This is a genomic window from Brevibacterium sp. K72, from assembly GCF_050562175.1.
Taxonomy (GTDB): Bacteria; Actinomycetota; Actinomycetes; order Actinomycetales; family Brevibacteriaceae; genus Brevibacterium; species Brevibacterium casei.
Genome location: NZ_CP191582.1, coordinates 120,064 through 143,969, shown reverse-complemented (window position 1 = coordinate 143,969; position 23,906 = coordinate 120,064). Strand labels below are relative to the sequence as shown.

The 23,906-nt window shown below is 67.7% G+C and carries 20 protein-coding genes; 15 read left to right on the top strand and 5 right to left on the bottom strand.

The annotated features are described in order from the left end of the window. Positions 1 to 60: 60 nt before the first annotated feature. Complete coding sequence (locus tag ACQ1RG_RS00685) at positions 61 to 1,689, top strand: polysaccharide pyruvyl transferase family protein (RefSeq protein ID WP_430600418.1); 1,629 nt, start codon at positions 61 to 63, stop codon at positions 1,687 to 1,689. A 77-nt stretch (positions 1,690 to 1,766) separates the two neighbouring features. Here the strand turns inward: ACQ1RG_RS00685 and ACQ1RG_RS00680 are convergent, their stop codons facing one another. The 3 genes from ACQ1RG_RS00680 to ACQ1RG_RS00670 all read right to left on the bottom strand — a co-directional run bounded on the left by ACQ1RG_RS00680 (position 1,767) and on the right by ACQ1RG_RS00670 (position 6,162). After that, positions 1,767 to 2,654 carry an N-acetylneuraminate synthase family protein gene (locus tag ACQ1RG_RS00680; RefSeq protein ID WP_009376254.1) on the bottom strand — a complete coding sequence of 296 codons (888 nt, stop codon included), beginning with the start codon at positions 2,652 to 2,654 and terminating at the stop codon, positions 1,767 to 1,769. A gap of 131 nt (positions 2,655 to 2,785) precedes the next feature. Further along, positions 2,786 to 3,997, bottom strand: a complete 1,212-nt coding sequence (locus ACQ1RG_RS00675) for an acylneuraminate cytidylyltransferase (RefSeq protein WP_009376252.1) — start codon at positions 3,995 to 3,997, stop codon at positions 2,786 to 2,788. 83 nt (positions 3,998 to 4,080) lie between these two features. Further along, positions 4,081 to 6,162, bottom strand: coding sequence for a dolichyl-phosphate-mannose--protein mannosyltransferase (locus tag ACQ1RG_RS00670; protein WP_009376251.1), 2,082 nt, complete (start codon positions 6,160 to 6,162; stop codon positions 4,081 to 4,083). Between the two features lie 230 nt (positions 6,163 to 6,392). Between ACQ1RG_RS00670 and ACQ1RG_RS00665 the strand changes: the two genes are divergently transcribed. From ACQ1RG_RS00665 to ACQ1RG_RS00615, 11 genes are all read left to right on the top strand, one after another. Then, complete coding sequence (locus ACQ1RG_RS00665; RefSeq protein ID WP_205772206.1) at positions 6,393 to 7,061, top strand: DUF4190 domain-containing protein; 669 nt, start codon at positions 6,393 to 6,395, stop codon at positions 7,059 to 7,061. 349 nt (positions 7,062 to 7,410) lie between these two features. Beyond that, positions 7,411 to 7,845, top strand: a complete 435-nt coding sequence (locus ACQ1RG_RS00660; protein WP_009376247.1) for a DUF4190 domain-containing protein — start codon at positions 7,411 to 7,413, stop codon at positions 7,843 to 7,845. Beyond that, the gene (gene rsmI / locus ACQ1RG_RS00655) at positions 7,842 to 8,792 is read left to right on the top strand and encodes a 16S rRNA (cytidine(1402)-2'-O)-methyltransferase (protein WP_009376245.1); all 951 of its coding nucleotides are present in this window, start codon (positions 7,842 to 7,844) and stop codon (positions 8,790 to 8,792) included. The genes ACQ1RG_RS00660 and rsmI overlap by 4 nt, the downstream gene beginning before the upstream one ends. 275 nt (positions 8,793 to 9,067) lie before the next feature. Then, the gene (gene metG / locus ACQ1RG_RS00650; protein WP_119296733.1) at positions 9,068 to 10,783 is read left to right on the top strand and encodes a methionine--tRNA ligase; all 1,716 of its coding nucleotides are present in this window, start codon (positions 9,068 to 9,070) and stop codon (positions 10,781 to 10,783) included. Next, positions 10,783 to 11,781, top strand: a complete 999-nt coding sequence (locus ACQ1RG_RS00645) for a TatD family hydrolase (RefSeq protein ID WP_119296732.1) — start codon at positions 10,783 to 10,785, stop codon at positions 11,779 to 11,781. The genes metG and ACQ1RG_RS00645 overlap by 1 nt, the downstream gene beginning before the upstream one ends. Positions 11,782 to 12,021: 240 nt before the next feature. Next, complete coding sequence (locus ACQ1RG_RS00640; RefSeq protein ID WP_009376239.1) at positions 12,022 to 13,248, top strand: resuscitation-promoting factor; 1,227 nt, start codon at positions 12,022 to 12,024, stop codon at positions 13,246 to 13,248. A gap of 446 nt (positions 13,249 to 13,694) precedes the next feature. Next, positions 13,695 to 13,988, top strand: coding sequence for a co-chaperone GroES (gene groES, locus ACQ1RG_RS00635; RefSeq protein WP_009376237.1), 294 nt, complete (start codon positions 13,695 to 13,697; stop codon positions 13,986 to 13,988). A 33-nt stretch (positions 13,989 to 14,021) separates the two neighbouring features. Beyond that, on the top strand, positions 14,022 to 15,614 hold the full coding sequence (groL, locus tag ACQ1RG_RS00630; RefSeq protein ID WP_009376235.1) for a chaperonin GroEL: 1,593 nt from the start codon (positions 14,022 to 14,024) through the stop codon (positions 15,612 to 15,614). A 245-nt stretch (positions 15,615 to 15,859) separates the two neighbouring features. Next, positions 15,860 to 16,633 carry an ABC transporter ATP-binding protein gene (locus ACQ1RG_RS00625; RefSeq protein WP_009376233.1) on the top strand — a complete coding sequence of 258 codons (774 nt, stop codon included), beginning with the start codon at positions 15,860 to 15,862 and terminating at the stop codon, positions 16,631 to 16,633. After that, positions 16,630 to 18,048, top strand: a complete 1,419-nt coding sequence (locus ACQ1RG_RS00620; RefSeq protein ID WP_009376231.1) for an FtsX-like permease family protein — start codon at positions 16,630 to 16,632, stop codon at positions 18,046 to 18,048. The genes ACQ1RG_RS00625 and ACQ1RG_RS00620 overlap by 4 nt, the downstream gene beginning before the upstream one ends. A 284-nt stretch (positions 18,049 to 18,332) precedes the next feature. Further along, positions 18,333 to 18,977 (top strand): TetR/AcrR family transcriptional regulator, encoded by a 645-nt coding sequence (locus tag ACQ1RG_RS00615; protein WP_009376230.1) that lies wholly within the window; start codon positions 18,333 to 18,335, stop codon positions 18,975 to 18,977. Positions 18,978 to 18,979: 2 nt separating this feature from the next. Here ACQ1RG_RS00615 and ACQ1RG_RS00610 read toward each other — a convergent pair whose 3' ends face one another. Further along, the gene (locus tag ACQ1RG_RS00610; RefSeq protein WP_009376229.1) at positions 18,980 to 19,378 is read right to left on the bottom strand and encodes a polyketide cyclase / dehydrase and lipid transport; all 399 of its coding nucleotides are present in this window, start codon (positions 19,376 to 19,378) and stop codon (positions 18,980 to 18,982) included. A 39-nt stretch (positions 19,379 to 19,417) separates the two neighbouring features. On the opposite strand from ACQ1RG_RS00610, the gene ACQ1RG_RS00605 reads away from it, so the two are divergent. Both ACQ1RG_RS00605 and ACQ1RG_RS00600 read left to right on the top strand, forming a co-directional pair. Continuing rightward, a complete protein-coding gene (locus ACQ1RG_RS00605; protein ID WP_101624623.1) occupies positions 19,418 to 20,584 on the top strand; it encodes a pseudouridine synthase in 1,167 nt (388 codons plus the stop codon). 46 nt (positions 20,585 to 20,630) lie between these two features. Beyond that, positions 20,631 to 21,293 carry a GntR family transcriptional regulator gene (locus ACQ1RG_RS00600; protein WP_009376224.1) on the top strand — a complete coding sequence of 221 codons (663 nt, stop codon included), beginning with the start codon at positions 20,631 to 20,633 and terminating at the stop codon, positions 21,291 to 21,293. A gap of 78 nt (positions 21,294 to 21,371) precedes the next feature. Here ACQ1RG_RS00600 and ACQ1RG_RS00595 read toward each other — a convergent pair whose 3' ends face one another. Further along, on the bottom strand, positions 21,372 to 21,773 hold the full coding sequence (locus tag ACQ1RG_RS00595; protein WP_119296731.1) for a hypothetical protein: 402 nt from the start codon (positions 21,771 to 21,773) through the stop codon (positions 21,372 to 21,374). Positions 21,774 to 21,972: 199 nt separating this feature from the next. Here ACQ1RG_RS00595 and guaB point away from each other — a divergent pair, with 199 nt between their 5' ends. Next, the gene (gene guaB, locus ACQ1RG_RS00590; RefSeq protein WP_009376220.1) at positions 21,973 to 23,499 is read left to right on the top strand and encodes an IMP dehydrogenase; all 1,527 of its coding nucleotides are present in this window, start codon (positions 21,973 to 21,975) and stop codon (positions 23,497 to 23,499) included. Positions 23,500 to 23,906: the final 407 nt, after the last annotated feature.

Below are 23,906 nucleotides of genomic sequence, written 5' to 3'. Positions count from 1 at the left end.
TGGCAGACAGCGGCCTGGCGCATTCATCTGCCGTTCGGTCGGGTCCACTACAGTCGCTCTATGGCGGATCTCTTCCACTTCGACATCCCGACTTGGGGCAACTACGGGGACAAAGCGCTCTTCCCCGTCGTCCGCGACGCCTTCCGCGCCTTCGACGGTGAGGCGGCGTTCACCTCGGCGGCGGCCCTGCGGCGGGAGGTCGACGGCGGCCTGGTCGACCGGATCAACGCCCGCGCCGATGCCGTCGTCATCGGCGGCGGGGGACTGTTCCTCCAGGACACGAATCCCAATCGGCTCTCCGGGTGGCAGTGGAAGATCTCCGCCGAGACGCTGGCTGGGATCGAGGTTCCCCTCATCGTCTACGCCGTGGGTGACAATCGGTTCCCCGGTCAACCGGAGTTCGACGATCTTCTCCGCACCCACGTCGAGCAGGTCCGTGAGCAGTCGGTGTTCTTCGGTCTGCGGAACTCGGGGAGCATCGCGTCGATGTCGGCGCTTCTCGGTCCCTCAGCGGTGCCGATCGACTTCCAGCCGTGTCCGACGACCCTGGGTGGTCTGCTCTACGAACCGCTGCAGGGGAGCCGACCGGATCCCCGAGAGAAACTCATCGCGATCCAGATGCTCGTCCACGGCCGACAGCAGGCGGCCGGCTACGACGCCGAAGTGATCCACCGGGCCGTCGTCGACAGCGCCCGCGCGCTCGTCGCGGACGGTTGGAGAGTCCTCAGTGTGCCCTTCCATCCTGACGACGCCGAGGTGTCACGCCGTCTCCGCGCGGAGGTGCCCGAGGTCGAGGAGATCCGCCTGTGGGGTGCGGACATCGGCTTCTTCTCAGGGTTCACACTCTTCTCCTCCGTTCCCTACGTCCTCGGCGGCCGGGGTCATGCGCAGATGATCCCCTTCGGGGTCGGTTCGATCCCTCTCTCGCTCGATCTCCACGCGAAGCTCGGGTACTTCGCCCACGACATCGGCCATCCCGAGTTCGTCGTCCCGGTCGGACCCGAAGGGATGGTCGCGGGCGGTCCCGAGGAAAGGGCCGCCGAGGCGGGAAGGCTGGGGGCTGACGTCGCGCGAGGCACGGGCGCGTGCGGTGCGGACACGAGCGACGGCAGCGTCGGCCGACGCGCCCGCGTTCTCGCGGACCGGATCGTTGCGGCGGTGATGGACGCCTATTCCTACGGTGTCGACCTGCAGGAGGACCTCGCGGCGACGAGGGAGCGGTTCTGGGAGCTGACCCGGGACAATCATCGGGCCATCGGGGACGCTCTGGGGGAGTCCGGTCGACCGCGGCGAGCGGTCCGGACCCGGAGCACAGACCACGTGCGCGCAGAGGAGTTCCACCTCGCGGCGGTCGCCGAATCGGAGGAGGCAGGCGTCGCACAGACGCGGGCGCTGGCCCGGGTGCGCCGAGAGGCGGGTGCCGACCGCGCAACGCTCGAGCGGGTCACTTCCGAACGTGACATGGTACAGGCGGCGCTCGAGACCGCGCAGTCGGCCGTCGACGAGGCGACGGCGGCGACGAGGGAACTCGCCCATGAGCGGGACGGGTTGCGTGCGCGTGCCGAGCGTGCCGAGAACGACCTGCGCTCGCTGGCCGGAAGGACGGCACAGGCCGAGGCGCGTTCGGCCATGGCCAAGGCGGCGAAGGGACTGAGGCGGCGCGTGCGGCGCCTGCGTCGCACCCGGTGACGGACGCAGAATTGCCCCGGAGCCGGGCGGCTTCGGGGCAGTTCCGTGAGTGCGGTGCCTCAGCTCAGTGCCTCAGCTCAGGCAGTGACCTTGCGCAGAGATTCGATCTTCGACTCCTCGCCGGGCATGACGCGCTTGACGCCGTCGCCCATGGCCTTCTCAAGGACGCGGACGCCCTTGACGAGGGAGGAGAATTCGCGCGGCTCCATCGACGCCGACTGGTCCGAGCCCCACATCGTCGAATCGAGGGTGATGTGGCGTTCGACGGTGACGGCGCCGAGGGCGACCGCGGCGAACGAGATCTCGAGCCCGAGCTCGTGGCCGGAGTAGCCGACGGGCACGCCGTAGCGCTCGACCATCGCCGGGATCGCGCGGAGGTTGACCTCTTCCGGGGGCAGCGGGTAGGTCGAGGTCGCGTGCATGAGGACGAGCCTGTCCTTGTCGAAGACCTCGACGGCGGCGTCGAGCGTCGCCCAGTCGGACATGCCCGAGGAGCAGAGCACGGGCTTGCCCGTCGCGGCGATCGCACGCAGCAGCTCGAAGTCGGTCAGCGACGCCGAGGCGACCTTGTAGGTGAGGGCGTCGAACTCGTTCTCGAGGAAGTCGACGGAGTCGGTGTCCCACGGCGAGGCGAACCACTGCAGTCCGAGTTCCTTCGCGTACCGGTCGATCTCCTGGTACTCGTCCTTCTCGAACTCGACGCGGAACTTGTAGTCGAGGTAGGTCATCTCGCCCCACGGGGTCTGACGCATCTTCGACTTCTGGTGTTCGGGGACGGCGACATCGGGGTTGCGCTTCTGGAACTTCACGGCCTGAGCGCCTGCGGTGGCAGCGGCATCCATGAGCTGCTTGGCGATCTCGACGTCGCCGTTGTGGTTGATGCCGATCTCGCCGATCATGTAGACGGGCTGGTCCGGGCCGACGAGCTGGTCGCCGATGGCCACGGGGGCGATGTGATCAGTCATGAGTCCTGCTTTCGTTTCGAACGCGGTGCGATGCCTCCGCGCTGGGGTGGGTGGTGCTGTTCCGTGTGAAGTTGTCGGTGGGGTGACGGGGCCCGGGCGGCTTCGGCTCTGCGCCGAGCCGAACGGCGGCCTCAGGCGCGGACCGGGATGAGGTCGCAGACCTCCCGGACCGCACCCCGCCCGCCCGGTCGGTCGAGGACCACTCGGGCTGCCGCGAGCACCTTGGGGTGGGCGTCCGCGACGGCGATGGGCCAGCCGACGACGTCGAAGGCTTCGAGGTCGTTGATGTCGTTGCCGACATAGGCCACGCGTGCTGCGTCCAGGCCCTGCTCGTCGATCCACGACTGCAGGACCTCCGACTTATTGTCGACACCCTGGGTTACGCCAATATGAAGTTTCTCCGCCCTGCGGGTGACCACGGGGTTGCGTTCCTTTGAGAGAATCATGACAGGGAAACCTGCTTTCGCCAAGCGTGAGACCCCCATTCCGTCGCCCCTGTGGACGCGGACGTGCTCATTGCCGTCCTCGTCGACGTAGGCACCGTCGTCGGTGTGGACCCCGTCGAAATCGGTCACCAGCGCATCGACGTCGATGACCTGCGCGGTCTCCTGCGTCGAGGCGATCGCGCGGACGAGGGTGAGGTCGGACATGTCGTCGATCTCTCTCGCATGCTCGGGCGGGACCTCTTCGATGCCGACCCGGCCGAAGAAGCGGTGACCGGATTCGAGCAGTCCCGCGGTGCGCATGACGTAGAACGCTCCGGTCTCGTTGTAGTGCTTGGGGCGGTCCTGCCGGCGCGGACGGAACGCCTTGTCATGGCCGACGGAGACCGCCTCCCCGTCGTCGCCGAGGCGCCAGAGGAACGAGTGGTCTTCGACAGCTGAGAAGACGACGTCGTCCTCGTCGTCGCGGACTCGGCACACGGCGTTGTCGATCGACGCCGAGTCGATGAACGGCGAGGTGCACTGGAGGAAGACCGTCACCCCGTAGTCCTCACCGAGGTCGCCGAGGGTGTGGATGATCGCCGATTCGCTCGTCGCCGTGTCCCCGGCGATCTCTGCGGGACGGTGCGACACCTCGGCGCCGGCCCGGACCGCCTCGGCGGCGATGCCCTCATGGTCGGTCGAGACGACGACCCGGTCGATGCTCGGCGTGGCCTTCGCCGCGTTGATCGCACGGGCGAGGAGGGAGACGCCGGCGACCTTCTGGAGGTTCTTCAGCGGGATCCCCTTGGATCCTCCACGGGCGGGAATGATGGCGACGACCCCTGGTCCGGGGCCGGTATCCGAAGAGGGATTCGCCGAGGTGGGTGCTGGGTGGTTCAGTATCGCTTCGTCAGTCACAATGCCCCGACGCTAACGACGGGTCGTGTCCGGGAGGTGAACGATCGGTGTCGGACAGACGACGAGGTCATGTCCGGTTCAGATCAGCGCCAGGTGACGTTCCACATCCGGTTGTTCCATGCCTCGAAGGGGATGACCTCGCCGGTGTAGATCGGCCAGAAGTACGCGAAGGCGAGGACGGCTGCGGCGAGGACTGCGCCGACGGCGAGTCGGCGGCCGAGCAGCGGCCACGGGGGGCGCGAGCCCAGGCGCCCGCGGTGCGTCGGCGGCGCAGGCTGGCCGTCGGTCGGTGGCGTGGTCGGTGCGTCGGAGACGGCGGCGGCCGCCTCGGCGGGACCGGGGGCAGGGGCGGCGGACGTCGGGCTCGGCTCGGTGGAGGGACCCGCCTCGGCGGGGGAGGGGACGGGCATGGTCGACGTACGGATCTGCGGGGCGAAGGGCGGGTTCGGGGTGCGACGGCCCCAGAGGAGGGTGAGGCAGTAGACGAGCGCGAGGACGACGAAGGGGACCATGACGATCGTGTAGAAGGTGAAGATCGTCCGGTCCTGGTAGGCGAACCACGGCAGCCAGGTCGCAGCGAGTCCGGAGAGGATGACCCCGGCGCGGACGTCGCGGCGCACGATCCACGCGGCGAGGACGACGAGGAGCGCGACAGGGGCGAGTCCCCAGATCACGGGGTTGCCCACCGAGGTGATCGCCGAGGAGCACTTCGCCGCCGCGCAGCCGAGGTCGCCGCGGCTGAGCGATTCGTAGTAGAACGAGGTCGGCCGCCATTGGACGATCCAGCCCCACGGGTTCGACATGTAGGGGTGCTCGGCGTCGAGGCCGACGTGGAAGGAGTACGCGGTGTAGTGGTACTGCGCGAGCGAGGGCAGCCAGTCGAGCCACGAGGGCAGGGCCTGCCACCAGCCGGGGGTCTCGGCCGCCCACTGCCGATTCCATGCGTCGTCGGAGAGGATCCACCCGGTCCACGTCGCGATATAGGTGATGAGCGCCGTGGGCACGAGCTTGAGGAACGACGGGATGCTGTCGCGGATGAGGGCACCGAGCCACGGATGGACGACGCCGGCCCGGTAGCGCGAGTGGACGTCCCACGCGACGACGAGGATGCCGAAGGCCGCGAGCGCGTAGAGACCCGACCATTTCACGCCCGTCGCCATGCCCAGCGCGATGCCGGCGGCGATGAGCCAGGGACGCACGCCGAGGCGGGGGCCGAAGTTGATGAGGTCCGCGCGCTCGGCATCGGCGGACCGGCGGCCGCGGGCGGCCACGGGGACCCCGTCCGTGGTGTCGGCAGCCCAGCGGGCCAGGCGTTTCGTCACCTGCTCCCGGTCGAGGAGGATGAACCAGAAGGCGAGGAGGATGAAGGCCATGAGCACGATGTCGAGCAGGCTCGTGCGGGAATGGACGAAATGCTCGCCGTCGATCGAGAGGAGGACCGCCGCCGCACACGCGAAGAACGCGGAGCGGAAGAGCTTCCAGGCGACAAGCCCCATAAGGAAGACCGTGAGCGTGCCGACGACGGCGACGGAGAATCGCCAGCCGAAGGAATCGTCGGCGCCGAAGAGATCGATGCCGAGTCCGATCACCCATTTGCCCAGCGGCGGATGGACGACGTACGCCGGCGCCGATCCGATGACGCTCGGGTCGCCGGCGTTGAAGGAGGCGTCGGCGTTCTCCGGCCAGGAGCGCTCGTATCCGTAGGTGATCATCGAGTACGAGTCTTTGACGTAGTACGTCTCGTCGAAGATGAGGCGGCCGGGGAATTCGAGCCGGAAGAGGCGCAGGATGCCGCTGATGACGGTGATGACGATCAGCGCCGGCCACATCCACAGCGGTGCCCGTGTCGCCCACATGCCGGCGGTGAAGGACTTCCGGCGCAGCGCGGCGGCGCCGGCGAGGATCTGCTCGCGGCGGCGGGCCCGCTCCTCCTTGGCGATCCGGCCCGACGCGGGCTGACGGTCCTTCGTGGCGGTGGCTGCGGCTGGGGCAGAGTTTGTGGAGCTCGGGCTCGTCGCGGCCGTGGAGTTCGAGGTCGACGCTGTTGTGGGGCCCGGGGTCGACGCTGTCGCCTCGGCGGTCGGGTGCGGGGCGGACGGGGAAGTCGAACCGGATCGGGGATCGGTCGGTCGCCTCGGCGTCGGGGGATCTGCGGGTGCTGTCATCACGGCCAAGTCTAGGGTGCGGACACTCGGAAGCCGCCCAGCCTTGGACGCGTCGTGTCCGAGGAGTGCCAGGAGCGGAGCAAGACCTCTGCGGGCGGGCAGGCTCCGTGCACGCGGAGCGGAGTGGCCGGGCTGACGGTACCGCGGGAGAGCCGGGGCGGTTAGGGTGGAGACTACGGCTATCGCACCGGTACGGGTGCGAGCGCCCCAGCACACGAGCGAAGACGGTGATGAGAGTGTCGAACAACCCGGACTACCGCCCGAGCGATCCTCCGCAGGTGGGATCGCAGCAGTTCGGCTCGGGGGCTGGGGCCTCCCCGTCGCCCTACGGCTCCGGCCAGGCCGGATACGGCTCCGGCCAGGCCGGGTACGGCTCCGGCCAGGCCGGATACGGTCAGAGCGGGTATGGCGACCCGTCGCAGGCCGGGTACGGCGGTGGGCAGTACACCGACTACGGTCAGTACCTCGATTCGGTGGGACCATCGGGCGGGCAGCCGTATTCGGTTCAGCCGGCGTCCTACAGCCAGCCGGTCACCTACGGCACGTACGGAACGCCGACGGTCGTCTACCGCAAGTCGAACGGCCTCGCCGGTTGGGCGATGTGGATGGGCATCATCGGATTGGCGGGCGGGTTCGTCTGCGGACTGCTGTCGATGATCCCGTTCATCGGGTGGTTCTTCAGTTTCATCCTCATGTTCCTCTGGATCGCCCCATTCCTCGCGGTGATCTTCGGCCACGTCTCCCTGGGCCAGATCAAACGCTCCGGCGAAGACGGCCGAGGGCAGGCGATGGCAGGCCTCATCATGGGATACATCAGCATAGGGCTCGGCCTCCTCGCCATCATCGTTGCCGCGGTCGTCGGCGTCGGCATTCTCGCGCTGCTGTCGACGACCTCATGATCTGGCGCATGACGTCCTGAACCGGTGGGCGGACCGGCGAGGATGTCGGGACGACGAACGGCGCCCAGGACCAGTGATGCCAGGAACGGGTCGGCGTTCGGGATCTGCCGGCGCCCCGGATCTGTCGGCGTTGTGACCGCTCGGCACGTCTGCCTACGTCTGCCGTCAACCGGAACCGGCGCGCGCTCCCGCCCGTGTTCGTCACGGTGAACTGTGCTGTGTTCGCCTGTGTGGACTGTGTTGTGTTCGCCTGTGTGGACTGCGACGACGATGCAGGATTGCAACACGCTCGCCTTTTGCCGAGATGATTGTCTCTGTACCGTTGGTGGTGACCCCGAGGAGAGAAGCCATGAGCAGCCAGAACAACTGGAACAACCCAGACATGTACTACCAGCAGCCCCAGTCCGGGCAAGCCACTGACAACTACGGATCGAACAGCTACCAGCCGGCGAATTACAGTCCCGCGTCGAGCTACGGCAGCGCGGGAGTCGCCTATCAGGCTCTGCCGCCGACGAACACTCTCGCGATCATCGCGCTCGTCGCCTCGATCTTCGGCGTCGTCTCGAGCATCTTCCTTGCCGGAATCGCCGGCATCGTCATGGGACACATCGCCCGCAAGCAGATCCGGGAACGCGGAGAACGCGGCGACGGGATGGCGATCGCGGCGCTCTGGGTCGGCTACATCGGCACCGCACTGTGGATCCTCTTCTGGGTCGTCTACATCTTCTTCTTCGTCGCCGTCCTCGGCTTCGGGCTCTTCGCCGGAACCACGTCCTACAGTTGAGCCCCTCTCCCACCTCGGGTGCGCCTCACGCGGACGACACGGACACAGCTCTCGGTCCGCTGGGTGAAAGCGACGATCACGGGCCTGCGGGCGACCGCGACGCCCCCGACTTCGACCCGACCGGAGGGCGACTCATCCTCGTCGGGACTCCGATCGGCAACCTCGGCGATGCGGGACCGCGGATGCGGCAGGCGATCGAGACCGCCGACGTCATCGCCGCCGAGGACACCCGTCGATTCCTCTCGCTGTCCCAGCGGCTGGGGCTGAGCCACACGAAACGCGTCATCAGCGTCTTCGACCACAACGAGGCGGGGCGGGCACCGGAGATCGTCGACCTCATCCGCGCAGGTCAGACCGTCGTCCTCCTCAGCGACGCCGGCATGCCCGCCGTCTCCGACCCCGGGTATCGGGTGGTCAAAGCGTGCGCCGAGGCGGGGCTGCCGATCACCGCGACCCCCGGGCCGTCCGCGGTCCTCATGGCGCTTGCGGTCTCGGGTCTGCCGAGTGATCGCTTCAGCTTCGAGGGGTTCATCCCTCGCAAGTCGGGGGCGCGGACTGCTCTGTTCGAGGAGCTCGCGAGCGAGAAGCGCACGATGGTCTTCTTCGAGAGCCCCCACCGCATCGCCGAGACGATGGACGACCTGCTCTCCGTCATCGGTCCCGACCGCCCGATGAGCATCAGCCGGGAGCTGACGAAGACGTTCGAGGAGACACTGCGCGGAACCGTCGGGACGCTGCGCGAGCTCGCCGCAGACGGGCTGCGCGGCGAGCTCACACTCGTCCTCGCCGGCGCCACCGAGGTGGAGACGGCTCCGGAGGACCACCTCGGCGAGATGGAGACCCTCGTCGCCTCGGGGGTGAGGGCGAAGGAGGCGGCCGGGCAGATCGCGAAGCGCTTCGGTCTGTCCAAGCGCGAGATCTACGAGGCCTGGCTCCACCGCGAGTAAGCGGTGACTCGAGTGCGGGCGGCTGGGAGTCGACCCGTGCTCGGGTCGGTGCGATCGGCTCGGGGTCTCGGGTCTGTGCTGAATCACTCTCCGCCCGTGGGGTCGGGTGTCGAACCGACCGATCGGGCAGAATGCGACTCACTTCGGGTTGAGGGCTTTCGGCTCGGAGGCGCGGGCCCCGGCACACCGCCACCACGCGCGTCCCCACGTCGCCCGCGCCCACGAGCCGAACCGCGGCAAGCGGGGCGTCGCGCGTCATCTAGACTGAGTTGCCTATGGGTTACTACGTGACAACAGCCATCGCCTACCCCAATGGGGCCATCCACATCGGGCACGCGTACGAGTACATCGCCGCCGACACGATCGCGCGGTTCAAGCGCCTCGACAACCACGACGTGTTCTTCGCCACCGGCACCGACGAGCACGGCCTGAAGATGCTTCAGGCGGCGAACAGGCTGGGGATCACGCCCAAGCAGCTCGCTGACGACAACGCGAAGAACTTCCGCGACACGCAGCTCGCGCTCGGCTCGACCTTCGACCGGTTCATCCGGACCACCGACCCCGACCACTACGCCGCCTCGCAGGAGATCTGGCGTCGACTCGAAGAGGCCGGCGACATCTACCTCGACTCGTACTCGGGCTGGTACTCGGTGCGCGACGAGGCGTTCTACACCGAGGACGAGACCGAAGTCGTCGACGGCGTGCGCCTGTCGAAGGAGACCCGCACCGAGGTGACCTGGACGGAGGAGGAGTCCTACTTCTTCCGCCTCTCGAAGTACCAGGAGCCCCTCCTCGAGCTCTACCGCGATCACCCCGAGTTCCTCGGCCCCGACTCCCGCCGCAACGAGGTCGCCTCGTTCGTCGCCTCCGGCCTCAAGGACCTCTCGATATCGCGCACGACCTTCGACTGGGGCGTGCCCGTGCCCGGCAACGACAAGCACGTCATGTATGTGTGGATCGACGCCCTGACGAACTACCTCACCGCCGCCGGCTTCCCCGACGACTCCGAGGCGTTTGCCAAGTGGTGGCCCGCCGACGTCCACATCATCGGCAAGGACATCATCCGCTTCCACAGTGTCTACTGGCCCGCGTTCCTCATGTCCGCCGGCATCGAGCTGCCCCGTCGCGTCCACGCCCACGGCTTCCTCTTCAACGCCGGGGAGAAGATGTCGAAGTCCGTCGGCAACGTCGTCGACCCCATCGACCTCGTCGACGCATTCGGTCTCGACACCGTCCGCTTCTTCCTCTTCCGCGAGTTCTCCTACGGCCAGGACGGCTCGTACACGAAGGACTCGATCATCACCCGCATGAACGCCGACCTCGCCAACGAGTACGGCAACCTCGCCCAGCGCTCGCTGTCGATGATCGCGAAGAACTGCGACGGACAGGTGCCGCAGCCCGGCGACCTCACCGAGGCGGACGAGTCCCTGCTCTCCCTCGCCCGCGGCACCCTCGAGACCGCCCGCCGGCACGTCGACACCCAGAGCCTCCACCTCTACGTCGACGCGTGCTGGAAGGTCCTCAGCGAAGCCAACCGCTACTTCTCCGCGCAGGAGCCCTGGAAGCTGAAGAAGACCGACCCCGAGCGCATGGCCACCGTCCTCTGGGTGACGATCGAGGTCGTGCGCATCGTCTCGATCCTCATCCAGCCCGTCATGCCCGAATCCGCAGGGAGGATCCTCGACCTCCTCGGCGTCGCCGAAGGGTCCGCCGAGGCGGGCGCGAAGGTTCTGCCCACCGCGATCGAGACCGGCACCGGTGCCGAGGTGATGGACACCGTGACCGCGAGTGCCGCCGTCGGCGTCGCCGCCGGAGCGGGATTCGCCGGTGCCGGCATCGCCCCGGCCGCCGCTGAGACCGCCGAGGGCGGGGTGTCGGCCGCCGACGTCGACCCCCGCTCGTTCGCGGCCATCGACTTCCCGCTCGTGCCCGGCACCCCGCTACCCAAGCCCGAACCGGTGTTCCCGAAGTTCGTGGAGGAGACGGAGTAATGGCCTCGCGCGCTGCCGGAACGTACCCGCCGGTGCCCGAACCGCTGCCCCACCCGATCGTCGACACCCACACCCACCTCGACATCGGCACGGGCGTGCGCCTGCCGCTCGGTGCCGGCGAACCCTCCCCGGAGGTCACCCCGTCCGATGACGAGGAGTTCCCCGATCTCGACTTCTTCTTCGACACCGCCGAGGCGGCCGGAGTGCGCCGGATCGTCCAGATCGGCTGCGACCTGCCCGCCGCCCGCTGGACGACCGCGCTCGTCGCCTCCCAGTACGCAGGACAGGGGAATGCGGCCCTGGCCGCCGCGGCGAACGTCGACCCTGCCGTCGCCGCCCGGGTGCCGACACCGCCTGTCACCGGGCGGACCTGGATGCTCGGGGGAGCGGCGCTCCATCCGAACGAGGCCCCGCGGCTGGCAGAGCGCGGCCTCCTCGACGATGCGCTCACCGAGATCGAGACGCTTGTGACGAGTGAGGACCGGATGCGCGTGGTCGGGGAGACCGGCCTCGACTACTTCCGCACCGGTGAGGACGGCATCGCCGAGCAGCAGCGGTCGTTCCGGGCGCATATCGAGATCGCCAAGCGGACCGGCCGGGCCCTGCAGATCCACGATCGTGAGGCCCATGCCGACGTCCTGCGCATCCTCCGCGAGGAGGGGGCGCCCGAGGTGACGATCTTCCACTGCTTCTCCGGCGACGAGGCGATGGCCCGCGAATGCGCCGAGCACGGCTACTTCATGTCGTTTGCCGGCAACATCACGTTCAAGAACGCCGATGAGCTGCGCCGGGCCGCCGCGAGCGCCCCGCTCGAGCTCCTCCTCACTGAGACCGACGCCCCCTTCCTCACCCCTCATCCCTACCGCGGCAAGCCCGGCGGCCCCTACCTCACCCCGATCACGGCCAGGATGCTCGCCGAGGTGCGGGAGATGGACGCCGGTGACCTCGCCGAGGCGGTGTGGGCGAACGCGGAGACCGCGCTCGGCAGCTGGGACTGAGCCCCCGCCTCGGCGAGGGTGAGGGCCAAGATCACGGTCGTTATGGACGTCACATCACGGTCGTCGGTCGTGCCGTGGATGACGTCTGACCTGGACGGATGCCGACTGCTGTGAACCCCGGAAATCCGGGAGTCTGAGAGATTCCTGTTACGGTTTCGTAATCTTTTGCAAGCGATGTAACGAATCGGTTACAGTGGATGAGTCGCAAACAGCTGATCAACTCTGCTCGGGGATATTTCTGTGATTGATTTTCTCAAGAACCGCAAGGTGCAGATCGCCGCACAGGCGGTCGTCATCACCGGACTCGTCGGTGGCACCGGTGCCGTGCTCACCATGAACAAGCCCGTCACCCTCGAGGTGAACGGCAAGGCCGAAGAGATCCGCACCTTCGGGGGAACCGTCGGTGAGATCCTCGACAGCCAGAACATCGAGCTCGAGAAGCGCGATGAGGTCAAGCCGGGTGTGAACACGAAGATCGACCGCGATATGACGGTCACGGTCAACACCGCCAAGGACGTCGCGCTCACCGTCGACGGCAAGAAGACCGACGAGTGGACGAACGCGAACACCGTCGGGCAGGCTCTCGCCGACCTCGGCGTCGAAGCCAAGGATGCCGAGCTCAGCGCCGAAGCCACCGACAAGCTCAAGGTCGACGGCGAGACGAGCATCGACGTCACCACCGCGAAGGCGCTCACCGTCGTCGCCGACGGTAAGGACCACAAGGTCACCGCGCCCGTCGACACCGCCGGCGCCGCCCTCAAGGAAGCCGACATCAAGCTCGACAAGGACGACTACCTCTCCGTGCCGATGAGCGCATCCGTCACCGACGGTCAGGTCCTCACCGTCAACCGGGTGGAGAACAAGACCGTCAAGGAGAAGCAGGACATCGAGCCCAAGGTCGAGAAGAAGAAGTCGGACTCCCTCTTCGTCGGTGAGACGAAGGTCGAGGAGAAGGGCAAGGCCGGGCAGAAGGAAGTCGAGTACCAGGTCAAGATCGTCAACGGCGAAGAGGTCGAGAAGGAGAAGAAGGGCGAAAAGGTCCTCTCCGAACCGAAGGCCAAGGTCGTCGTCGAGGGCACGAAGAAGAAGGAGAAGCCCTCCTCGAACGACTCGGGCTCGGGCTCCGGCTCGGGATCCGATGACAGCGGAAGCGGCTCCGGCGGAGGCTCCGACGACGGCGGCTCGAGCTCCGGTGGCGGCGGTTCGATGACGACCGAGGAGATCAAGGCGATGCTCGGCGGACCCGGCTCCAAGTGGTACCAGGTCGCCAAGTGCGAGTCGAACTTCAACCCGCGCGCCGTGAACAAGCAGAACAACGCCCACTTCGGCCTCTTCCAGTTCAAGCTCGCCACGTGGCGCAGCGTGGGCGGTTCGGGCAACCCGATCGACGCCAGCCCGCGCGAGCAGTTCGACCGTGCGAAGAAGCTCCAGGCCAAGGCCGGCTGGGGACAGTGGGCCTGCGCCTGAGCTCAGCGCTGCGGCGCTGACCGAGCGCCGGCACCAGCCGACCGTCCGCGGTCGCAGCCGAGATGAGCGCACCGATGAGGGACTCCGGATCCGTCCGGGGTCCCTCTCGCGCATTCATGGGCTTGCGCGTCCCGCCGAGGTAGCGGTGCTCGGGCCGTGGCCCTGCGGTAGCGTGCCCTGGCCGCCGAGGCGGGGGTGCGGGCCGCCGAGGTGGCGGTCCGCGCACCCCGAGGCTGAGCTTTCCCCGAGAGCCCCGCGAAATCTTGGCACTCGAGTTGACCGAGTGCTAAAGGAGTCATAGAGTCGCATTAGCACTGACACTCAGTGAGTGCCAGTTTCATCGGACGGTCGAACTCCTCGGCACCCGCGACGACGAGAGGTTCCTCAGGCGCACGCCGCCGTCTGACTCCACCAGTATCGAACCCAGCGAAGGGAGAGAGCCCGATATGTCGGTCTCCATCAAGCCACTCGAAGATCGGATCGTCATCCGTCAGGTCGAAGCCGAGCAGACCACTGCCAGCGGTCTGGTCATCCCCGACACTGCCAAGGAGAAGCCGCAGGAAGGCGAAGTCGTCGCAGTGGGCCCCGGCCGCGTTGCTGACAACGGCAACCGCGTTCCCGTCGACGTCGCTGTCGGCGACAAGGTCATCTACTCGAAGTACGGCGGCACCGAGGTCAAGTACGCCGGCGAGGAGTACCTCGTCCTCTCGGCCCGCGACGTGCTCGCCGTCATCGGCTGAATCCCCTGAACGACTCTCAAGACAGGAGGACGAATGCCTAAGAATCTGGAATTCAACGACGAGGCCCGTCGTTCACTCGAAAAGGGTGTCAACACTCTCGCTGACACCGTCAAGGTGACGCTCGGACCCCGCGGCCGCAACGTCGTTCTCGACAAGAAGTGGGGCGCACCCACGATCACCAACGATGGCGTGACCATCGCGCGTGAGGTCGAGCTCGACGATCCCTACGAGAACCTCGGCGCACAGCTGGCCAAGGAAGTCGCCACCAAGACCAACGACATCGCCGGTGACGGAACCACCACTGCGACCGTCCTCGCCCAGGCCTTCGTCAACGAGGGTCTGCGCAACGTCGCCGCGGGCGCCGCTCCCGGTGCCCTCAAGCGCGGCATCGAGACCGCCGTCGAGGCCGTCTCCGACGAGCTCGGCTCCATCTCCCGCGATGTCGCCGGCTCCGAGGAGATCGCCCACGTGGCCGGTCTGTCCGCCCAGTCCGAGGAGATCGGCGCACTCATCGCCGATGCCTTCGAGAAGGTCGGCAAGGACGGCGTCATCACCATCGACGAGTCCCAGGCCTCCGATGTGGAGCTGGAGATCACCGAGGGCATGCAGTTCGACAAGGGCTACCTGTCCCCGCACTTCGTCACCGACGCCGACCGCCAGGAAGCCATCCTGGGCGATGCGCTCATCCTCATCAACCAGGGCAAGATCTCCAACATCCAGGAGCTCCTGCCCGTCCTCGAGAAGGTTCAGCAGGCCGGCAAGCCGCTGTTCATCATCGCCGAGGACATCGAGGGCGAGGCACTGTCGACGCTGGTGGTCAACAAGCTGCGCGGCATCCTCAACGTCTGCGCGGTCAAGGCTCCCGGATTCGGTGACCGCCGCAAGGCCATCCTCGAGGACCTCGCCGTCCTCACCGGCGGCCAGGTCGTCACCCCGGACATGGGCATGAAGCTCGACCAGGTCACCCTGGACGAGCTCGGCAATGCCCGCACGATCACCGTCACCAAGGACACCACCACCATCGTCGATGGTGCCGGTGCCGATGACGCTGTGGCCGGGCGTGTGGCCCAGATCCGCTCCGAGATCGAGAACACCGACTCCGACTGGGACCGCGAGAAGCTGCAGGAGCGCTTGGCCAAGCTCTCCGGCGGTGTCGCCGTCATCAAGGTCGGCGCCGCCACCGAGGTGGAGCTCAAGGAGCGCAAGCACCGCGTCGAAGACGCTGTGTCCGCGACCCGTGCTGCCATCGAGGAGGGCGTCGTCGCCGGCGGCGGTTCGGCTCTCATCCACGCCGCCAAGGTCCTCGACGGCAAGGACTTCGGCCTCGACTACGACGGTGCCACGGGCGTGGAGATCGTCAAGCGCGGAATCGTCCAGCCGCTGCGCTGGATCGCCGAGAACGCCGGTCAGGACGGCTACGTCGTCGTGTCCAAGGTCCAGGACCTCGAGTCCGGCCAGGGATACAACGCCGCCACCGACTCCTACGGCGACCTCATCTCCGCAGGCATCATCGACCCGGTCAAGGTCACCCGTTCGGCTCTGCGCAACGCAGCGTCGATCGCGGCCCTGGTGCTCACCACCGAGACCCTGGTCGTGGAGAAGAAGGACGACGAGGACGAGGACTGACCTCCGACCGCGCTGAGCGCTCAGCCTGAACGCTCAGCCGCAGCTGTCGCCTGACGAAGGGCCCGGACCGATTCGGTCCGGGCCCTTCGTGCGTTCGGGTTTGCCCTAAGACGAAGGCCGGGTTGGTCCCGCTCTCCGGTCGGAGAACCGCAGTGTGCCGCCGAATCATCGTTCCTAGGCTGGGAGGCGTCAACCCCACCGAAGCGCGTCCTTGACCAGACCCGCGCAGAACAGACAGGTGCAACGTGCCGTCACAGTACTCATCCCCGATCGCTCGGCTCATCAATGTGTCCAAGCGCTATGACACCACCGAGGTGGCAGTCGCCGCTCTGCGCGACGTCACCCTCGAGGTCGCTCCCGCACGACTCACCGCGATCATGGGCCCATCCGGGTCGGGCAAGTCGACCCTCATGCACATCCTCGCCGGACTCGACCGGCCGAGCTCGGGGCACGTCGTCATCGGCGACCGTGAACTCACCGACCTCACCGACGACGATCTCACGGCACTGCGTCGACGCCGGATCGGCTTCGTGTTCCAAGCGTTCAATCTCATCCCCTCACTGACCGTGCGAGACAACATCCTTCTGCCGTTCGAACTCGACGACAGGAAGCCCACGGCCGACGAGCTGGCATGGATCGACCACCTCGTCGATCGCCTCGGCATCCGATCCCGGCTCGACCACCGGCCGGGAGAGGTCTCGGGCGGACAGCAGCAGCGGGTCGCGATCGCCCGTGCATTGGCGACACGACCGGATATCCTCTTCGCCGACGAGCCGACGGGCAATCTCGATGCACGGTCGGGTCGCGAGGTCATGGACATCATGGCCGACGCGGTGCGGGACCTCGGACAGACGATCGTCCTCGTCACCCACGATCCTGTCGTCGCAGCAGCGGCCGATCGGGTGGTCTTCCTCGCCGACGGGCGTCCCGTCACCGAACTCGTCGACGACATCTCCGCCGAACGCGTCGCTCAGACGATGCTCGGACTCGAAGACCTCTCCGCGGGGGAGACCCTGTGAACCCCCTCAACGAGATCCGGTCGAACCCTCGGCAGTTCATTCCGAGCTTCCTCGTCGTCTTCGTCGCCTCCCTGTTCGGCACGGCCATCGTCCAGGGCATCGGGATCCTCACCGCATGGATGAACTCGTCCGCCCTCATTTCGGGCTCCGACACCGCACAGCTCCTCATCACCCTCGTCGGACTGACGTTCTTCGTCATCGCGCTGTTCGTCTCCTCCATCGTGATCTCCAACACGTTCAGCATCATCATTGCCGGTCGCAGCCGCCAGCTCGCTCTGCTGCGGCTCATCGGCGCCTCGGCGAAGCGCCTTCGCCGGGCGGCCGGATTGGAGGGCCTCCTCGTCGCTGTTCCCAGTGCTCTGGCCGCCTTCGTCGCATCGACAGGACTGGCATTCGGTGTGCTGCTCCTCCTCGGGGATGAGATCACCGCCGAGGCCGGAGTCCTCTCGTGGACGACCTTCCTGCCGGCGATCCTCACCGTTCTGGTCACGTGGGGTGCGGCCTATTCGGGTGCGCGGCGGATCTCGACGATCTCGCCCATCGAAGCGACGTCCCAGTCCGTCGAGCGCAGTCCGGAGGACTCAGGCGGGTCGAGGAAGTCGCTGGTGAGCGCGATCGTGCTCGTGGCCATCGGAGTGGTTCTGCTCGCTGGCGGCGCCGTCCTCAGCATCGGCGTGAAGACTCCGCTGGGTCTGCTCATCGCGACGCTGGGCGGGGCAGTCTCCTTCCTCGGCTTCGTGATCGGCAACGCCTGGTTCGTTCCGCCGCTGCAGTCGCGCATCGGCCGCACCCTTGCCCGCGGGTCGAGTGCCCGTCTGGCTGCGAAGAACATCGAACGTCATCCGACGCGCAGCGCCCGCACAGTCATCGGACTCGTCGTCGGCGTCACCCTCATCGTCATGTTCGCCACTGCGATGACGACGTTCCGCGACCAGCTCGTCGCCTACACAGCGTCTCTCGACGAGCGGGGGATGGGCGATGCGAGCTCCGAGATCATGCGAGTCGTCGACAACACGATGCTCTTCTTCCTCGGCATGGTGGCGTTCTCCGTGGTCATCGCCGTCATCGGCGTCGCCAATGCGCTCATGCTCTCGGTCCGTCAGCGGACCAAGGAGATCGGTCTGCTCATGGCGCTCGGTCAGACGCCACGGCAGGTCAGGCAGGCCGTACTCAGTGAGAGCGCGCAGCTGAGCGTGACCGCCTGCTTCATCGCGATCCCCCTGGGAATCGTCTACGGGTGGATCGGAGCGCTGACGGTGCTCTCCGAACTCACCGGATTCTTCGCGCCCTCGATCCCCTGGATGGTTCTCCTCGGTGTCGCTCTGGGAGCCGGGGCGGCGGCGATTCTCGCCAGCCGCGCACCGGCACGCGCGGCGACGCGGGTCAGCCCCATCAAGGCCCTCGAGGCGGTGTGAAGCCACTCGGGCCGGTCTCGAAGCTCCACCACCGTCGCCTGACCGATGGCCCGGACCGACACGGTCCGGGCCATCCGTGCGTTGCCGCGCGCCCTCGCCGAGGCGGTCGACCGCCTCCTGCTCCGCCCGTGACCTCGTCCTCCGGCCCCCGCCCCATGCGCTCGTCCACGCGCCCGCGTCCGACCCCGCCTGTGAGTTCGCCGCCTGTCGTTGCCACCGCCTGTGATGAGTGCCATACTCGTGAACTGTTGAAAACCGAACGATCTCATCAGAGGCGAGGGCGAGTGGACTACCGACAGACCGCGATCTTCCGCGCCGGTGCCGCACAGCGACGCGCGCGCATCGAGCACGCCGCCCGCTTCGTCGTCGCCGAACGCGGCTTCGGCGCTGCGAGCATCGGTGCGATCGCCCGCGCCGCCGACTGCACCCCGCGGCACATCCACACCCTCTACGGCAACCGCGTCGCCCTCCTCCTCGCCGTCTTCGCGAGTGCGGCCGGCCGTGAACTCGAGGTCGTCTCCGACGCCGTCGGGTCCTGTTCGAGCCCGGCACAGATCGTCGACGCCGTCGTCGACGTCTTCGTCTCCCGCGCCGTCGCCGGCCGCGGACTCGCCCATGCCCTCCTCCTCGAGGACGTCCCCGATGCCGTGCAGCGCGAACGCCGAGCCCTGCGCCGCGGGTACGTCGCCGTCATCGCCGCCGGACTCCGGCGCACCCTGGGAGGCGACTATCCCGCCGAGATTTTCGCCCGCTCCCTCATCGGCGCGATCTCGGAGAACCTCGTCGATCTCCTCGACCCGGACCGGGCGCGACCGAACCCCGCCGAGGTGCAGTGGCACATCGCAACGATCGCGTCCTACTCACGGGCTGCTCTGACCGCCCTGCCCCGCGACAATGCCCCTCTCACCCGCGTCCCCGCAGGCAGCTGACGTCACCGCTGTTCGAGCACCGATCTCAATCGCTCGAGATCCGCGGCCACGGCCGCGGCATCGCGGTCGACGTCAGCGGCGCTCATGCCCGGGTGCTGGGCGACGGTGAAGACGACCTCGCAGCCGGATCCGCAGACGCGCACCCGCAGGCGATTGCGATTGACCGTGCCGTCGGGGAAGACGACATCGTGGTCGAGGACACCGGAGCCGACGTCGCCGACGAAGCGGACCTCGACCGGGCCCATGGGGGAGTCGGCGATCCACCGGCCGTCATCGTTGCGGATGCCGGTGCTCAGTCCGGCCGCCCACCGGGGAAGGTTCGCAGGTTCCCCGGCGAAGGCGGCCACCTCGGCGAGGGGCCGGGAGATCGTGCAGGCGACGTCGCGCGGGTGAGCTTCCATGAGCCCAGTAGACCACACGGTCCTCGTAGAATGAAGGGCATGCCGCGCAGTCCGTTACCGCCGAGAGAGGGGATCTCGGCGACCGTGCTCCGCGCTCCCGGAGGACTCGCCACCCATGCGAAGGCCCACCTCCCGGTGCCGGCGACGATCGGCCGCTGGCTGAGCGAGGAGTTCCCCTCCGCCGCGGAGTCCGACCGGCGCGCCCTCGTCGCCCAGACCCCCGCCGAGGCGGCAGAGATCGTCGATGCTGACGTGGCAGGCAAGGGGAGGCTCGGCGAGCCACTTTCCGCCCCCGAGGCACTCGGCCCGTTGCTGCCCGGGCAGATGTGCGACAGCCTCGGCACCCCAGTGCACTGGGATGATCCCGTCATCCCCGGCGGCTTCTACTTCTTCCACCGGCCGGTTCCCGCCGAGGAGCGCATCCCCTTCGAGGTGAGCATCGTCTGGGAGGATGACGATCTCCTCGTCGTCGACAAACCCCACTTCCTCGCAAGCACCCCGAACGGCCGGTTCGTCCGCGAAAGCGTCGTCACCCGACTGCGCGTCGACCGCGGCGAACCCGACCTCGTCGCCATCCACCGCCTCGACCGGATCACCGCCGGCCTCCTCATCCTCTCGCGGCGGCCGGAGACCCGCGGTCGCTACCAGCGCCTCTTCCAGGACCGGCAGGTGACCAAGACCTACCGGGCGCTCGCCTCGAGCCCACCGTACGACCTCGACTTCCCGCTCACCCGGCGCTCGCGCCTGCACAAGCCGCCCGGCGGTCGCCAGGTCCTCGAAGTCCCGGGGGAGGCCAATGCGATCAGTCGGATCGACCACCTCGGCGAGGTGGCGGGGCGTGTGGGAGTGAGCGAATACCGGCTCGAGCCGCTCACGGGCAAGACCCACCAGCTGCGGGTGCATATGAACGCGCTCGGGCTGCCGCTCCTCGGCGATCCCGTCTATCCGCGCGATCTCAGCCCCGATCCCTACGACTTCAGCACTGCCCTCCAACTGCTCGCTGCGACGATCGACTTCACGGACCCGCTCGATGGGCGACTACGGCGCTTCGCGACGGGGCTCGCCCTCGACGGCAGCGCTGACGACGACGGCGGTCGGGGAACCTCGCCGATGCCGGGGCCGGGGCCGACGCTCACCTCGTCGCCGGGGACGGCCGACGACCCGGGCAGTGCAGGCGCAGAGACACCGGGTGTGCCGCAGACGTAGTGGGGGCGTTCCGCGCGCGACGGGTGGACACGGTAGCCTGGAGGGTATGAGCCCGAACGCACCCGGATGCACGTCAGAGGCGATCGTCGCCTTGGTCCGGACCCGAATCACCACCGGCGAGTACCCTGCGGGGTCCCCGGTCCGCGACGGTGCCCTGGCCAAGGAATTCAACGTCTCCCGCAACACCGCGCGCGAATCGCTCAGCCTGCTGCGCCACGCCGGCCTGCTCACTCAGGAGCCCAACCGCGGGTTCTTCGTCCGCACCTTCGGCATCGACGAGCTCAAGGATCTCTACCGCGCCCGCCGGGTCTTCGAGATCCGCGCCGTCCAGGAGTCCCAGGACGCCACCGACGAGGCGATGGCGGCCGTCGAGGCCTCGGTCGTCCGCGCCGAGAACGCCCCGGAGAACGAAGGCTGGGCCGATGCGCAGGAGCACTCCGCGTCGTTCCACCGCGCGATCGTCGGACTCCTCGGCTCGCCCCTGCTCGATGAGTTCTACCTCAATCTCATGGCCCGCCTGTCGACGACGTTCTCCCGCTCGCCCGAACCGGGGAAGTACCACTCGCACTGGGCGAACCCGCACCGGGACATCCTCGAGAAGATTAAGTCCGGGGACCGCCAAGGCGCAGAAGGACTCCTGCGCATCCACCTCGACGACTCAGAGGCCTCGACCCTCGACCTCGCGCGTTCGGTCGGCGCGGGTCGCTGACACCGCTGGTCGGCCGCGCGGATGACTGACTGTGTCGATGTTCGTGCCGACGCGATCGACCGGCTGTTCCATGAAGGGTCAGAGGCCCTCGGGACTGTCGGGCGGGGTGAAGTACCGTTTCCTAAGCAGATACAGGACGAACCAGACGACGGTGGCTGCGACGATTGCGGTGAACACCAGCTCGACCACGTCGGCACCACGAGCGACGAAACCGGGAAGCACGAACGCGAACACATAGGTGCACAACAGTGCCGCGCCCCGCGGAATGCTGCCGACGAAGCTCTTCACCTCGGGGCGGACACCTTTTGACCGGAAGAGCAACCAGACTCCCACTGCACCGAGTGCCGAGATGACCAATGCCGTCCAGACGGCACCCGCCACCGGTTGCTGTCGTAGGAGAGCTTTGACGATCTCAGCGAGGGGACCCCACGCGCAGAGCACAGTGGCGCCGAGCAGGACCGTGTAGAACTTCGACGTCATTCGAGTGCAGGCCTTTCGAGCGGGTGGCCTCTATGGTAATTCGCCCACGGCACTGACAACGGGGACAGGATTGCCGAGCGATCGACCGCCTCGGCGAGGTGTCCATTCTCACAGCCCGAGGTAGTTGAAACCGTAGAAGCCTCACAGTCCGCTCCGATACCATGGATCAACTGATCTTCCGCGTCGAAAGGCTGGACTCATGGGGAACTCCGAGCAGGAATCACAGGCCGCACACGATCCGTTCGCGCTCACCGGACTCACGTACGATGACGTGCTCCTCCTGCCCGGCGACACCGATGTCATTCCCTCCGAAGCCTCGACGACGACGCGCCTGACCAAGGACATCGAACTCAACATCCCGCTCGTCTCCGCGGCGATGGACACGGTCACCGAATCGCGGATGGCGATCGCCATGGCCCGCATCGGGGGACTGGGCATCATCCACCGCAACCTGTCCAAAGAGGACCAGGCCGACCAGGTCGACTACGTCAAGCGCTCCGAGTCGGGGATGATCAACGACCCGCTGACGATCACCCCGGAGAAGACCCTCGAGGAACTCGACGAGATCTGCGGCCGCTACCGGATCTCTGGCCTGCCCGTCGTCGATGAGAACGACGTCCTCGTCGGCATCGTCACCAACCGCGACCTCCGCTTCGTCACGCGCAGCGAATTCCCCACGCGCACCGTCGCCGAGACGATGACCCCGATGCCGCTCGTCACCGCCCCCGTCGGCGTCTCTCCGGAGAAGGCGTTCGAACTGCTCGCCGACAACAAGGTCGAGAAGCTGCCGCTCGTCGATGAGAACAACGTCATCAAGGGCCTCATCACCGTCAAGGACTTCGTCAAGACCGAGGAGTACCCGTTGGCGACGAAGGACTCCGAAGGCCGCCTGCGAGTCGGCGCGGCCGTCGGCTTCTACGGCGACGCCTACGAGCGCGCAGGTCTCCTCGCCGAGGCGGGCGTCGACGTCCTCGTCGTCGACACCGCCAACGGCCACGCCCGCGGGGTCACCGACATGATCAAGACGATCAAGGCCGACCCGGCGTTCTCCCACGTCCAGATCATCGGCGGCAACGTCGCGACGAAGGAGGGCGCTCAGGCGCTCATCGACGCAGGCGTCGACGCCGTCAAGGTCGGTGTGGGCCCCGGCTCGATCTGCACCACTCGCGTCGTCGCCGGCGTCGGCGTCCCGCAGGTCACCGCGATCCACCTCGCCGCGCAGGCCGCCCGTGCCGCCGGCGTCCCGGTCATCGGCGACGGCGGCCTCCAGTACTCCGGCGACATCGGCAAGGCGCTCGTCGCCGGTGCCGACACCGTCATGCTCGGCTCGCTGCTCGCCGGCTGCAACGAGTCGCCCGGAGAGCTCATCTTCGTCAACGGCAAGCAGTACAAGGCCTACCGCGGCATGGGTTCGCTCGGCGCGATGGCACCGCGGAAGGGCAAGTCGTACTCGAAGGACCGCTACTTCCAGGCCGACATCGCCACCGACACCGACCTCATCCCCGAGGGCATCGAAGGCCGCGTCGCCTACCGCGGGCACCTCAAGCAGGTCGCCCACCAGCTCACGGGCGGTCTGCGCCAGACGATGTTCTACGTCGGCGCGCGCACGATCGACGAGCTCAAGGCCAAGGGCAGGTTCGTCCGCCTCACCACGGCCGGGCTCAAGGAGAGCCACCCGCACGACATCCAGATGACCGTCGAGGCCCCGAACTACGTCTCGAAGTGAGGCACACTGAGCGCGCTGCGCTCAGCGCGCTTCGCTGAGCACGCCTCGCGGAACACCGGATCGGCCGCGGCACCCCGCACACGCAGGGCGCCGCGGCCGTTCTGATTCACTTTTCGCCCGATCCATCGGGTCGCGAACCGACCGATCGGGCGAAAAGTGAATCAAGCGGGCGCGAGGCGGCGACGCGGCGGACCGGGAGTGGCTCCGACCGGCCGCAGACGTGCCCACGAGTGCGGGTGTGACGGGAATCACAGATCGGATCTCAGGGCAGGAGACCTTGCGCAGGCGGTCCCTGCGATCCGCGCGCCTGCGGGGATCTCCCGCACGGGCATTCCGGCAAGGTCACTTCTGTAGTCGCCGCGCGCGGGTGGTTGCTCAGCACATTTCCGTCGACTTAGGGTAGGTTT

Excerpts from the sequence above, each read along its gene's own strand:
- groL (WP_009376235.1), top strand. The coding sequence starts at position 14,022 with ATGCCTAAGAATCTGGAATTCAACGACGAGGCCCGTCGTTCACTCGAA.
- ACQ1RG_RS00660 (WP_009376247.1), top strand. The coding sequence starts at position 7,411 with ATGAGCAGCCAGAACAACTGGAACAACCCAGACATGTACTACCAGCAG.
- groES (WP_009376237.1), top strand. The coding sequence starts at position 13,695 with ATGTCGGTCTCCATCAAGCCACTCGAAGATCGGATCGTCATCCGTCAG.
- ACQ1RG_RS00645 (WP_119296732.1), top strand. The coding sequence starts at position 10,783 with ATGGCCTCGCGCGCTGCCGGAACGTACCCGCCGGTGCCCGAACCGCTG.
- ACQ1RG_RS00600 (WP_009376224.1), top strand. The coding sequence starts at position 20,631 with ATGAGCCCGAACGCACCCGGATGCACGTCAGAGGCGATCGTCGCCTTG.
- ACQ1RG_RS00595 (WP_119296731.1), bottom strand. The coding sequence starts at position 21,773 with ATGACGTCGAAGTTCTACACGGTCCTGCTCGGCGCCACTGTGCTCTGC.
- ACQ1RG_RS00610 (WP_009376229.1), bottom strand. The coding sequence starts at position 19,378 with ATGGAAGCTCACCCGCGCGACGTCGCCTGCACGATCTCCCGGCCCCTC.
- ACQ1RG_RS00685 (WP_430600418.1), top strand. The coding sequence starts at position 61 with ATGGCGGATCTCTTCCACTTCGACATCCCGACTTGGGGCAACTACGGG.
- metG (WP_119296733.1), top strand. The coding sequence starts at position 9,068 with ATGGGTTACTACGTGACAACAGCCATCGCCTACCCCAATGGGGCCATC.
- ACQ1RG_RS00670 (WP_009376251.1), bottom strand. The coding sequence starts at position 6,162 with ATGACAGCACCCGCAGATCCCCCGACGCCGAGGCGACCGACCGATCCC.
- guaB (WP_009376220.1), top strand. The coding sequence starts at position 21,973 with ATGGGGAACTCCGAGCAGGAATCACAGGCCGCACACGATCCGTTCGCG.
- ACQ1RG_RS00680 (WP_009376254.1), bottom strand. The coding sequence starts at position 2,654 with ATGACTGATCACATCGCCCCCGTGGCCATCGGCGACCAGCTCGTCGGC.
- ACQ1RG_RS00605 (WP_101624623.1), top strand. The coding sequence starts at position 19,418 with ATGCCGCGCAGTCCGTTACCGCCGAGAGAGGGGATCTCGGCGACCGTG.
- ACQ1RG_RS00665 (WP_205772206.1), top strand. The coding sequence starts at position 6,393 with ATGAGAGTGTCGAACAACCCGGACTACCGCCCGAGCGATCCTCCGCAG.